The sequence below is a fragment of the Streptomyces sp. NBC_01176 genome, from assembly GCF_045039825.1.
In the GTDB taxonomy this organism is placed as follows: domain Bacteria; phylum Actinomycetota; class Actinomycetes; order Streptomycetales; family Streptomycetaceae; genus Streptomyces.
Genome location: NZ_CP108600.1, coordinates 1,209,460 through 1,221,369 on the forward strand (window position 1 = coordinate 1,209,460; position 11,910 = coordinate 1,221,369).

Below are 11,910 nucleotides of genomic sequence, written 5' to 3' on the forward strand. Positions count from 1 at the left end.
CCACCTTCATGCCTCCGCAGGATTCTGATCGTTCTGCTCTTGCACCTGCATCCAGGTGATCGCCCATTCGTTGAGCGGTTGTAGGGCGTGACCGAGCGCTGCCCCCAGGCGAGTGAGCTCGTAGCCGTCGGCCGAGGGGGCGATGATCCCGCTTGACGTGAGTTCGCGAAGCCGCTGGTAGAGGACGCTGGATGACAGTCCTTCGCACCGTGCCAGCAGCGTGCGGGCGCCGAGCGGACCCGCACGCAACTCCCAGAGAATGCGCAGCGCCCACCGACGGCCGAAGAGGTCCATCGCGGCCATGATCGGACGGCCGGTCGTCGATCCACGAACCGGTGTTCCTGGGCGCGGTGTCGGCATGACCCTCCTTGTGTTTCGTTATTCGAAACACTAGCATCCGTGCCGTGTTTCGGATTTCGAAACAACCTCAACGGGAGCGCCGATGTCGCGAATAGCCCTGCTGGAACCGCCGTACACCGACGAGGCCGACGCGCTGCTCGCGCGCATGATGCCCGGGGACGTGCCGCCGATCGGGCTGTTCCGGATGTTCGCCAGAAACCTCCCGATGGCCGGCGCCATGCACGGATGGGGGCGCTATGAGCTGGGCCGACAGCTGACCCTGACCATGAGGGAGCGCGAGATCGCCATCGACCGGACATGCGCGCAGTGCGGCTGCGAGTACGAATGGGGCGTGCACATGATGGCGTTCGCCGAGCGGGTCGAGCTCACCCGCGAGCAGGCGGCATCCCTGGTGCACGGCGGCCCCGCTGATACGTGCTGGACGTCCGAGCGGGAAAGGCTGCTCATCCTCGCCGTCGACGCGCTCCACGAGCGTTCCGACATCGATGACGCGCTGTGGAGACGACTCGTGTCGGTCTTCGACGAGCTCCAGCTGCTCGATCTGCTTCTGCTGTGCGGGTGGTACCACGCCGTCAGCTTCGCCGCGCGCGCCACGCGCATGCCGCACGAGCCCGGCGCGCCTCGCTTCGCCGACTTCCTCCCCACCACGACCGCGACCAACCGGTGACCACTACCCGGGAGCGTTCCAGGGCGCGGCTGCTGGTCCCCGCCCTGATGTTCACCGCTCTGGTCGTGGCGGCGGTCGCCAGCCCCGGGACGCCGCTCATCACCAGCGTGGCGACCTCGTTCCACGTCTCGCTCGGCACGCGCAATGGACGCTGACCGTCGCGTGCTCAGCGGCGCCGTCGCCACGCCGGTCCTGGGCCGGCTCGGAGCCGTTCTCGCTGCTGGGGTTCGTCGCCGGCAAGCTCACGCCGCGGGTCCGGACGCGGATCGCCGACCCCCTGCTCCTGGCCGGCAGCGCCGTCGTGGTCGGCGGCGGATTCGCCCTGTTCGCGGCGGCCCGGTCGGACCTGGCCGAACTGTTCGCGGCGATGGGCGTGCTCGGCTTCGGCGTCGGCGGCTTCTCGGCCGCGATGCCCGGCGTCATCCTGGCCGTCACCCCCAAGAGCCAGACGTCGAGCGCCATGAGCTTCAACTACGTCGTCCGCAGCGTCGGGTACTCCCTGGGCAGCGCCATCGGCGGCCTGATCCTCACCGCGGGCACTCGCCCCGGCCACCCCTTCCCCGACGACAGCGCCTCCACCACCGCGGCGCCGGCCGGCATCGGCGCCATGGCGATCACGACGCTGACAAGCCTCGCTCTCGCCCGCCGACGCTCGTCCGAGACCACCCCGTAAGTCAGATGCACTTCATCCCAACACTGGAGGTTCCATGCCCAAGGGCTACTGGGTCAGCGCGTACCGCACCATTTCAGACCCTGAGAAGCTGGCTGCTTACAACAAGCTGGCCGGTCCGGCCGTCAAGGCCGGGGGCGGTCGAACCCTCGCCCGTGGCGGTCGGGTCGTCGCACATGACGCCGGAATCGCCGAGCGCACCGTCCTGATCGAGTTCGACAGCTTCGAGCAGGCCGTCGCGGCGCACGAGAGTGCGGCCTACCAGGAGGCGCTGGTCGCCCTCTCCGACGGCGTCGAGCGCGACTTCCGCATCGTCGAAGGCATCGACTGACGAGGTCCAGTCGGACACTCAACTTAGTCGCCGCAGGTCAGCATCCTGCGCCCGACTGGACGGCGCTCCTGGACCACCACGACTACTTGGTCACCTACGACAGCATTCGTCACTACATCAGATACACACGACCCCGTACGGCGGCGCACCAGCAGATTCGTTGACATCCGCCCCAGTCGACTCGGGTCAGCCGGCTGCACACGGTGAGCGGGCTGGGTAGTGGATGTTGGTACCGAAGACGCGGAGCGGGCCACTGCCTACCAGGAGGGTACGGGGGCGTCGGCCGGTGGAGAGTGACTGCCTACTTCCCATGCCGGGTCAGTATGCAGTCCACTGCAGTGCGAGTGGCCCTGTACCAACCCGCGGGCGCCAGCTCGGATGGACACCGACCCCGCCGGCACCATGCGAAAGGCTCGATGACCATGCCGCGAACCCGTTCGTTCATGCAGGTCGATGTGTTCTCCGCACAGCCCTACGGTGGCAATCCGGTCGCGGTCGTGCTGGACGGCACGGACCTGGCGGATGAGGAGATGCAGCGTCTGGCGCGCTGGACGAATCTGTCCGAGACCACATTCGTGCTGCCCCCCACTGCCGCGGAGGCGGACTACCGGCTGCGGATCTACACGCCCGGGGGCGAGTTGCCGTTCGCGGGGCATCCCACCCTGGGTTCTGCGCGGGCCTGGCTGGAGGGCGGCGGCACGCCGCAGCACGCCGACCGGATCGTGCAGGAGTGCGCGGCGGGCCTGGTCACCGTGCGTCGCGGGGACGGCTCGCTGTCCTTCGCGGGCCCGCCCAGGGTGCGCGAAGGCGCCCTCGACGACGCCTATCTGGATCAGATCGTCGCCGCGTTCGGTATCACCCGGGAGCGGGTGCTTGCCCACCAGTGGGTTGACAACGGGCCCGGCTGGGCGGTGGTCCAGCTGGCCACCGCCCAGGACGTCCTCGCCCTCGAGCCCGACCTGTCTCTCATCCCGACCGCGATGGTCGGCGCGATCGGGGCCCACCCCGAGGGATCCTCGCACCACTTCGAGATGCGCACCTTCGCCCCGGGGGCAGGCGTTCCCGAGGACCCGGCGTGTGGCAGCATGAATGCCGGTGTCGGGCAGTGGCTCACCGCCATCGGCGGGGCACCCTCCGCCTACCGGGTCTCCCAGGGCACCCGGCTGGGGCGGGCCGCCAGCATCGAAATCACCGCCGATCCGGACGGCACCGTCTGGGTCAGTGGCGCCACGACGGTGTGCATCCGCGGCTCCATCACCGCGTGACATTCCCGCTGCCCGCGCCCGCGCGGCACCCGCCGGCTCCGGTCATGGGACGCCCGACCGTCCCCGTGGGCCGCCCGGGCCGCGGGCAGCTGGTTGTCATGGGGTGTCGAGTGTCTTCATGATGACGAAGCTGTTGACCGTGCCAACGCCGGGCAGGGCAGCGAGCTGGTTGGCGTGGAAATCCTCGTAGGCGGGCAGATCGGCGACTTCCACCTGCAGCAGGTAGTCGAAGTTGCCGGTGATGTGGTGGCAGGCGGTCACCTCCGGCAGCTCCATCACCTGCTGTTCGAAGGCGACCACGGCCGCGCGGGTGTGCCGCATCAGCCGCACCCCAGCGAAGACGCGCAGCCCTCGGCCGACCGCCGCCGGGTCGATCAGCGCCCGGTAGCCGCGGATGACGCCGGTCTCCTCCAGCTGCCGTACGCGCCGCAGGCACGGTGAGGGCGTCAGTCCGACGCGGGCGGCGAGCTCGTTGTTGCTGATACGGCCGTCCCGTTCGAGTACGGCCAGGATCGACCGGTCCACTTCATCCATGACAGCAGGATATTGCTTGAAAGGCTTACCTAGCACAAATGAATACCGTGCTTGAGCGCAAGATCTTGCCAAGATTGCCGACAACCGGGTCACGTCAGCTTTTCCGGCGGCCATGCTGGATATGGACATAGCGTCGAATTCCGGAAGGGCAGCCATGCCGGGCAAGAGCACCGTCACCGTTCACGCCGACCGTGGGATCCACTCCAGCCGCGCTGTTGCGCCGCCCATCTACCAGACGGCGGCGTTCTCGGCCGAGGACGCCGCCACCTTCGCCGCCGGCGCTGTCGAGCCGCGGGGCGCCGACTTCTATACCCGCTTCGGCAACCCCAACCATGCCCAGGTCGCGGCCGTGGTCGCGGAGCTGGAGCGCACCGAGGCCGCGATGGTCACCGCGTCCGGCATGGCTGCGATCACCACGGCGGTACTCGCTCTGGTGTCCGCCGGTGACCATGTCATCGGGCAGAAGTCCACCTACGGCGGCACTGCGTCGGTCCTGCTCAATCTGCTGCCGCGCCTGGGCGTGTCCACCACGCTGGTCGACCAGACGAGTGCCGAGGAGTTCGAGAAGGCCCTCACTCCCAAGACGCGGCTGATCCTGGTGGAGACACCGAGCAACCCGCTGCTGCAGATCACCGATCTGCGCGCCGTCGCCGACCTGGCCCATGCCCACGGTGTGCTGACCCTGGCGGACAACACCTTCGCCACCCCGCTGAACCAGCGTCCGACTGACGTCGGCATCGACGTGGTCTGGCACAGTGCGACGAAGTACCTCAACGGCCACTCCGACGTCTCCGCCGGGGTGCTGGCCGGTCCGGCGGAGATCCTGGACCGGATCTGGGACACCAGCCTGCTCACCGGCGCCACCCTCGGCCCCATCGACGCCTGGCTGCTGCTGCGGGGCATACGCACCCTGCCGCTGCGCGTGCCGCGGCACAACGACAACGGCCTCGCCCTCGCCGAGGCACTGAACAGCCACCCGGCAGTGGCGCGCGTGCACTACCCCGGCCTGGCGACCCACCCGCAGCACGAGCTGGCCGCCGACCAGATGAAGGGATTCGGCGGGGTGCTGAGCGTCGAATTCACCGGCGGATACGAGATGGCCGACGCCTTCCTGTCCCACCTGCGCTATCCACGCCGCTCGGCCAGCCTGGGCGGTGTCGAGTCCCTCGCCGTGCAACCGGCCTCCATGTGGGCCGGAATGCTCAGCGACGACCAGATCACCGACGCCGTCCCGGCGGGCCTGGTGCGGCTGGCGGCCGGCACCGAGGACACCGCCGACCTGGTCGCCGACGCCCTCGCCGCAGCCGACGCCCTGCACCACTGAGCGCCCCTGCCCCCGGCCTCCGCCCGCCTGCCGCGGGTCGACGTGAACCACCGAAGCAAAGGACTCCTGTCATGAAGACCCTGCTCTCTGGCGGCGCCGTCGTCAGCATGGACCCGGCCATCGGGGACCTTGAGCGCGGCGACGTGCTCATCGAGAACGGAAAGATCAGCCATGTGGCCGAGCGGATCGACGCGCCGGACGCCGAGGTGATCGACGCGTCCGACCGGATCGTCATGCCCGGCTTCGTCGACAACCACCGCCACGGCTGGCAGACCGCGTTCCGTGGCGCCGGCGCGGACTGGACGTTCCCTGAGTGGACGGTGGCCATGCACAGCACCGTCAAGCCGCACTACCAGCCCGAAGACGTCTACCTGGGCACCCTGCTCGGCCGCCTTGAGGCCCTGCACTCCGGCGTGACCACGATGCTGGACTGGTACCACGTCGCGCAGGGCCCGGAGCACGAGGACGCCGCCATCGCCGCAGTGCGCGACGTACCGGCCCGGTCCATCTTCTGCCTGGGCGCCGGCTGGGGCTCCGCCGACTCCGTGGACGACGCGATCCGCCGCGTCCACGCCGACCTGGCCGGAGACCAACTGGTCAGCCCGGTGTGGGGACTGCGCGGCCCCGAGGACACCGGCACGGACACTCTCGCCCGGGAGCTGAAGCTGGCCGAAGAACTCGGCCTGCGCACCAGCCTGCACACGGGCTCCGACGGCACCCAACGCCCCATCGCCGACCTGCACGAGCACGGCCTGCTGCGGGATACCACCACGTTCGTGCACGGCAACGGCATCAGCGACGCAGAACTGCTCATGCTCGCCGACGCGGGCAGCTGGCTCTCCATCAGCCCGGACGTCGAACTGAAGATGGGCTTCGGCAACCCGCTGACCGGCCGGGCACGCGCCGCCGGCCTGCGCCCGACGCTGTCCGTCGACGACGTCCCCTCGGTCGGCGGCGACATGTTCTCCACCATGCGCACCGCCTTCGCGGTGCAGCGCGGCCTGGACGGCGGCCTGAACTCCCGCGACCTGCTGGAGTTCACCACCATCGACGCCGCCGCCTCATGCGGACTCGACGCCCGCACCGGCAGCCTCACCCCCGGCAAGGACGCCGACATCATCCTGCTGCGCACCGACGACATCACCGTTTTCCCGGTCACCGACCCGGCCGGCACCATCGTCTCCGCCGGGCACCCCGGACTGGTCGACACCGTGCTCGTCGCCGGCCGCGTGGTCAAACGAGACGGGACCCTGCTGGACGTCGACCTGCCCACGCTCAAGACCCGGCTGATCGCGTCCCGCGACCGCATCGCCGCCGCCGCCGGCGTACCGGTCGACGGCACTTGGCGCCCGCAGCCCGCGAAGTAGCCGCATCCGAGCGGCCGCAGCAAGAGATCGCCCGCCGCCCTGCTCGACCACGGCATGAGGTGTCGACGGTCACGTAATTCGGCTCTGTCGACGATCTTGTGATGTCAGGTCTGATAGGGATAGAGGGCGATGCTGCCCGCGTCGACGCTGATCTCCACCCAGCTGCCATCGGCGCTGTCGGGAATCGGTGATGCGACATCGAACAGGACTGGCCAGTAGCCCATCTGTAGATAGGCCGCACCATCTTCCGTGAACTGGAGGCGACCGCGCAGGACCAGCCGGTCCCCGTCCTGCCGGATCACTGGCTCGGCGCAAGAGGCTGAACGCGTGTTCTGCCCCCAGTGAATGTCGTCGTCGATGGTCCATTCGACGAGGTGGTGGCCGTCTGCTTTTTGCGGATCACCACGCCAGAGGACCACGGCGGATCCAATGGGTGTGTGAACCCGAACTGCCATGGGCCGCTGCGGAATCTGCGGCGTCCTCTCCGTGCGGACCAACATTGCTCCATCATCCACGGTTCCTCCAGGCGGCTGAGAGTGGCCTCGGAAGGATCACGGACTATGGAGTACCCGTTGTCGGAGGAGGCCGAGGTTGGCTCCTCCGAAGCCCATGCGTTTGAGGAGCTTGACGCGTGTGACGTGGCCTTCGACCTGGCCTGAGCTCCATGCGGTGGTCAGGGCGGCGGTGACGGCGTCGTGGTCGCGGCGCAGGCCGTTGACCAGGCTATGAAGGGCGGGCAGGTCATCCGCGAGGACGCGTTCCATCCAGGAAGGCAGTAGCTCGCCGCGGAGGTCACGCATCATGTCGGCGAAGTCGCGGACGTGCCGTGCGACGGCGTCAAGTTCGGAGCAGGCGGTCCGGATCTCCTTGAGTTCAGCCGCATCGGTCTCGGTGAGATGCCCTGGGTTCGTCATGATCCAGCGGACGACACGGCGGGGCTTCGGTGCCGGCCGGGGCTCGGGAAGGGGCGCGGGCGGCTGATTTGGCCGAGGGCTGTGGGGGTTCTTGAAAGGGCGGAAGTAGCGACGGACGCACTGGACATCTCCGGTGAAGCCCTGTTCGCGCAGTTCACGGTGGAGCTGGGGAATGTCGTGACAGCCGGCGTTCCACCGCTGGTGCAGGTAGGACTTGTACTCGTCCAGGATGGTCGCCCGGTTGGTGGCCTTGACCAAGAGTTCGTCGAGGCTGCGGGCGCGGGCGAAGCGGCGCACGGTGGAGTGGTCGAGCCGTAGCTCACGGCGTATCGCGGCCAGCGTCATCCCCTCGGCCAGCCGCTGCTGCACTGCCTCGTAACGCTCGATGGTGCGAGCCACCAGGCGCCGTGGGCGCCCACCGACGTCGAGTGTCCCGTCCGGAGGAACGAACGGGGCGGTCTCGAAGGAGGACGGCTCCTTCGTGACCGGGTCCCCCGCGGCGGGCTCCCTCGCGACTGGGGGTATTGCGAACGCGGCCCGGATGCAGCCGTGATGGGCGCCGACCGTCTTCTCCACTGCCTCGGCGAGGTTCCGCCACAGATGCCACCCGTCCGCGACCTGCATGGCCTGTGGGGCTCCGGCCCGAGCGCCCTCCGCGTAGGCGCCGGCCCGGTCCCGGCAGATGACCTCCACTTCGGGGTGGCCGCGCAGCCAGGCCGCCAGCGGCGCGGCGTCCCGCCCGGGCAACACGTCGAGCGGCCTCCGGGCCTCCAGGTCGACCAGGATGGTGGCGTACGAATCGCCTTTGCGGAGCGCAAAATCATCCACTCCAAGCACTCTGACCAGGGCCGGAGACGGTTCGGGAACGGCACGCAGGAGCTGCAGGAGGGTGTCCTTCGCAACGCGGATGCTCAGCGCGGCCGCCAACCGTGCCCCTGGTCGTCCCGCCAGCGTCAACGCGATCGAGGTGAGCACGGCGCGAAGCAAGGGCGTGTAGCGGGCGTGCGGTCTGGTCAGCCCGGGGATCTGCTCGGCGAACGTCACCGCAGAACAACGGGCGGTGAAGCATTTGAAACGGCGCACCGTCAGCTCGATCGCGACCGGGGCACCGCCGACGGGAGCGTCAGCAAGTCGCCTCAAGTACCGGCCGTGCACTCGCCACGACGGCATCATGCACGCCGGGCATCTCGCCGGGAGCGTCCGGCACGACGTACGAAACGTGATCCCCCCGGCTGCCCGCTCGATCGACTCTACGACTACACCAGCCAAATGCGGCAGCAACCGCCCCAAATCTCCTGAACCGCACACCCGAAGACTGCCCAGCTCAGCCGGGCGCCATCACAAGATCGTCGACAGAGCCCGTAATTCCCCAACGACTGTGGTCACGCAATTCCCCAGGTCCTGGCCGTGTAAGGGGCTAGGTTGGTAGGCGTGAAGACGCGGGGGCGGATGTATCGGTATGTGGGTCCGGTTGAGTTGAAGAAGCTCGTCCGGGCGGGTGGTGAGGGCCGGAGCATGCGCTCGTCGATGGACTTCAGCGAGTGGGCCTCAGCGCTGACCCCGGGTGAGTTGGCCGAGCCGTTCACGTTCGTCGTCGATTCCGCCGGGCTGCTGCGACTGGCCCCGCGCCGCAGTGAGCACGTGGTGTGCGCCGGCGGCGAAGAGGTCCTGAGCGCCGGTGAGATGAGCTTCCGCGAGGAGTCCGGGCGGTGGGCGGTCGAGGAGGTCAGCAACCAGTCGACCGGCTACTGCCCGGACGTCATCTCATGGCCAGCCGTGGCCGAGGCCCTGGACCGGATCGGGATCCGTCACCCGTCCGGCTTCACGCATGAGGTGGTCTTCCGCCGCTGCCGACCCTGCCGGGAGCTCAACATCGTGCGGGAGGAGGACTTCGTCTGTGTCTTCTGCGGCGAGGACCTGCCTCGGGAGTGGAACGTCGCCGAGCTGGATCGCTAGGTCATCGGCGGCTTGTCGACAGGGCTCTTGGGCCGCTTGTTCGGCCGGTAACTGGGACCGTTCATGATCACCTGATGGCTGGTGTTGATCAGCCGGTCCAGCAGCGACTCGGCGACGACGGGGTTGGGAAAGAGGGGATATCAGTCAGCGGCGAAGTCGAACTCCTCCAGAGTGACCTGCTGCTCGAACTACGCCTTCTACAAGCGCCGTTGGAAGGCGACCGTCTCGCGGTGGACCAGCGGGCCAGCACGAACGGCTTGTCCGGCAACGGCAGCAGGGCCTTGGCCTCCACCGCCTCGAACACCGACAGTGGACTCGCACCGCCCAGCGGGCGGCACTGCCGACGACCGGTCGTGCCGGCCGACCACGTCAGGGCCTCGGCCTGCACCTGCAACATCCGGGTCAGGACCAGGGGTCCTCCCAGGCTGCGCCCGGTTGCGTGTTGTTCAGCATCTGGTCGAGGGTGCGAGCGAGGCCTTTCTCGTCGACGTGCGCGATCCACGGCACGCTGTCGAGGATGTCGGTCAGGTCGGCTGTGGCCAAAGCACCGAGTGCCGTGCGCAGATCGTCCGGGACGGAGTCGTCCACGAGGCAGAGCCAGGAGAGCGCGGCGGCAATGCGGACCTCGGCGGGCTGCGTGTGGTCTGACCAGAGGCTGTGAGTCCAGGAGGCGGTGCGGGGGTCAGCATGTTCGCGGCCGAGTTCCGCGACGGCCAGCACGAGGCTGGCGCGGACGACGGGGATCTGCTCGGTTGTCAGTCGAGCACGGAGGGCTCGGGTGATGCGGTCGGCCTCTCCTGAGGCCGTGGCCAGTGTGTAGCAGGCGGAGGCGCGGACCTCGGTGTCCGAGTCGTGGAGAAGGTGGAGGAGCAGGTCGGCGTCGGCGGCGACGGCGTCGCGTGACGCTTCGATCGACCAGTTCATCGCGTAGCCGCCGCAGTCGCAGAGCAGCTCCTGCGTGGACACATTGAGGAAGGTGTCGCGTGTCCCGAATCCCCAGTGCGCTCGTCGGGCCGCCGCGGCGGCCAGGCCGAGTACGCCCGCACGGTGATGCGCGGTCGCGTCGGCGGCGACGCGAAGGAGGAACGGCACGGTCAAAGGCGCCACGGAGCCGACCGTTCCCTGGTGGACGACGCTGCCCCACAGCCGGCTCAGCGCCTGCCCGACCGACTCGGCATCCGGGGAACGCAGTTCGGTCAGGAGGCCGGGTACGTCGTGTCCGGAGCCATATGCGTGCCCGAAGCGACTCCAGGGCACCTCCTCGAAACGGAACTTGTCCTTGACGTCCTGCGACATCCCCGCGACGACCGTGCGCACGTCGAGAGGAGTTCCCTCGTACAACTCGAACCCGTGGACACGTACCTGCTCGTGATCGAACACAAGCTCCTCGGACGTCACTCTTCTCCTCTTCTCACACAGCACCAGCACCAGGGTCCGTCTTCAAACTGATCTTGCCCAGAGCAGGAATGACGCGAGACTGACCGCTGCCTCGTAGGAGGTGGCGGTCTTGTCGTATCTGGTAGCGATGCCGCGGAAGCCTTTGAGACGGTTGAAGCAGCGCTCAACTACGTTGCGACGGCGATAGATCTGTCGGTCGAATGCCGGTGGCCGGCCGCCGCGACGGCCGCGGCCCAGCCGGTGTCGCTGCTGGTCGGCTTTCTCCGGGATGGTGCACGCGATGCCGCGTTTGCGCAGGTAGGCGCGGAATCCTCGGGAGCTGTAGGCCTTGTCGGCGATGACCTGGTCGGGTTTGGAGCGGGGCCGGCCAAGGCCGGTCCGCGGGACGCGGATGCGTTCCAGGAGGGGACGCGCGCAGATGCTGTCGTGGCGTTGGCCGGGTGTCAGCAGGATCGCGAGCGGGCGGCCCTTGCCGTCGCAGGCGAGATGGATTTTGGTGGTCAGGCCTCCTGCGATCGGCCGAGGGCGTGATCGTCCGGTTCGTCCGGTGGGTGGTTCCCCCTTTTCGGCCGGTGGCGGCGGCGTGCTGGTGGGCGCGGACGATGGTGGAGTCGATCTGGACGAGCCAGTCGATGTCGCCGGCCGCGTCCGCGTGTGCCTGGATCTGCTGGAGGACCCGGGTGAATACGCCGTCCAGCGCATAGCGGCGGAAGCGGGTGTAGACCGTCTTCCATGGCCCGTAGCGATCCGGCAGGTCACGCCAGGAGATCCCGGTCCGGATCTTGTGGACCATCCCGTTGATGACCTGTCGATCCTCCACACGCGGACGGCCCGTCGCGGCCCGCGGTATCAACGGAGCGAGTAACTCCCACTCCTGATCGGTGAGTTCATGGCGACGTATCACCCCACCATGATCCACCATCCGATGATCTTTGAAGACGGACCCTAATTCGCACTGCGCTCCCTGAACGCGAGAGGGGACCATCATCGAACGGTGCTGCGAGAAGGGGATCTACTTCCCGGCTGCGTCCACGAGGTCGAGGAGCTGATGCGCTGGGCTGACGTCCGCGAGGACATTGCCATCGTAATCGTCTGCCTGGGCGAGGCTGTCTTGGTGGGTGAAC

The 11,910-nt window shown here is 68.4% G+C and carries 13 protein-coding genes and 2 pseudogenes; 8 read left to right on the forward strand and 7 right to left on the reverse strand.

Annotated features, from left to right (window positions below):
- Positions 1-6 precede the first annotated feature (6 nt).
- Positions 7-303, reverse strand: coding sequence for a winged helix-turn-helix transcriptional regulator (locus tag OG199_RS05000; protein ID WP_401809383.1), 297 nt, complete (start codon positions 301-303; stop codon positions 7-9).
- Between the two features lie 139 nt (positions 304-442).
- Between OG199_RS05000 and OG199_RS05005 the strand changes: the two genes are divergently transcribed.
- The 5 genes from OG199_RS05005 to OG199_RS05025 all read left to right on the forward strand — a co-directional run bounded on the left by OG199_RS05005 (position 443) and on the right by OG199_RS05025 (position 3,293).
- On the forward strand, positions 443-1,027 hold the full coding sequence (locus OG199_RS05005; protein ID WP_405828211.1) for a carboxymuconolactone decarboxylase family protein: 585 nt from the start codon (positions 443-445) through the stop codon (positions 1,025-1,027).
- Entirely contained in the window at positions 1,024-1,182 is a 159-nt protein-coding gene (locus OG199_RS05010) for a hypothetical protein (protein WP_405834858.1), read from the forward strand. The genes OG199_RS05005 and OG199_RS05010 overlap by 4 nt, the downstream gene beginning before the upstream one ends.
- Before the next feature lie 65 nt (positions 1,183-1,247).
- Entirely contained in the window at positions 1,248-1,700 is a 453-nt protein-coding gene (locus OG199_RS05015) for an MFS transporter (RefSeq protein WP_405834433.1), read from the forward strand.
- A 34-nt stretch (positions 1,701-1,734) separates the two neighbouring features.
- Positions 1,735-2,028 (forward strand): DUF1330 domain-containing protein, encoded by a 294-nt coding sequence (locus OG199_RS05020; protein WP_401809330.1) that lies wholly within the window; start codon positions 1,735-1,737, stop codon positions 2,026-2,028.
- A gap of 416 nt (positions 2,029-2,444) precedes the next feature.
- A complete protein-coding gene (locus OG199_RS05025) occupies positions 2,445-3,293 on the forward strand; it encodes a PhzF family phenazine biosynthesis protein (protein WP_405828213.1) in 849 nt (282 codons plus the stop codon).
- A 96-nt stretch (positions 3,294-3,389) separates the two neighbouring features.
- On the opposite strand, the gene OG199_RS05030 is transcribed toward OG199_RS05025, so the two are convergent.
- Entirely contained in the window at positions 3,390-3,827 is a 438-nt protein-coding gene (locus tag OG199_RS05030; protein WP_402053005.1) for an Lrp/AsnC family transcriptional regulator, read from the reverse strand.
- A 154-nt stretch (positions 3,828-3,981) separates the two neighbouring features.
- Between OG199_RS05030 and OG199_RS05035 the strand changes: the two genes are divergently transcribed.
- The gene (locus OG199_RS05035; RefSeq protein ID WP_405828215.1) at positions 3,982-5,151 is read left to right on the forward strand and encodes a trans-sulfuration enzyme family protein; all 1,170 of its coding nucleotides are present in this window, start codon (positions 3,982-3,984) and stop codon (positions 5,149-5,151) included.
- Between the two features lie 71 nt (positions 5,152-5,222).
- Positions 5,223-6,518 (forward strand): amidohydrolase family protein, encoded by a 1,296-nt coding sequence (locus OG199_RS05040; RefSeq protein WP_405828217.1) that lies wholly within the window; start codon positions 5,223-5,225, stop codon positions 6,516-6,518.
- Between the two features lie 104 nt (positions 6,519-6,622).
- Here OG199_RS05040 and OG199_RS05045 read toward each other — a convergent pair whose 3' ends face one another.
- Both OG199_RS05045 and OG199_RS05050 read right to left on the reverse strand, forming a co-directional pair.
- A complete protein-coding gene (locus tag OG199_RS05045; RefSeq protein WP_405828219.1) occupies positions 6,623-7,018 on the reverse strand; it encodes a hypothetical protein in 396 nt (131 codons plus the stop codon).
- 51 nt (positions 7,019-7,069) lie between these two features.
- Positions 7,070-8,740 carry an ISL3 family transposase gene (locus tag OG199_RS05050; RefSeq protein WP_356808546.1) on the reverse strand — a complete coding sequence of 557 codons (1,671 nt, stop codon included), beginning with the start codon at positions 8,738-8,740 and terminating at the stop codon, positions 7,070-7,072.
- A gap of 141 nt (positions 8,741-8,881) precedes the next feature.
- Between OG199_RS05050 and OG199_RS05055 the strand changes: the two genes are divergently transcribed.
- A complete protein-coding gene (locus OG199_RS05055; protein WP_356808550.1) occupies positions 8,882-9,388 on the forward strand; it encodes a hypothetical protein in 507 nt (168 codons plus the stop codon).
- Here OG199_RS05055 and OG199_RS05060 read toward each other — a convergent pair.
- The 3 genes and pseudogenes from OG199_RS05060 to OG199_RS05070 all read right to left on the reverse strand — a co-directional run.
- Positions 9,385-9,528, reverse strand: a pseudogene (locus OG199_RS05060) (ATP-binding protein); the annotation flags it as partial. The gene OG199_RS05055 and the pseudogene OG199_RS05060 overlap by 4 nt on opposite strands.
- 262 nt (positions 9,529-9,790) lie before the next feature.
- A complete protein-coding gene (locus tag OG199_RS05065; protein WP_405828221.1) occupies positions 9,791-10,786 on the reverse strand; it encodes a hypothetical protein in 996 nt (331 codons plus the stop codon).
- A gap of 42 nt (positions 10,787-10,828) precedes the next feature.
- Positions 10,829-11,687 (reverse strand): annotated as a pseudogene (locus tag OG199_RS05070) (IS5 family transposase).
- Positions 11,688-11,910: the final 223 nt, after the last annotated feature.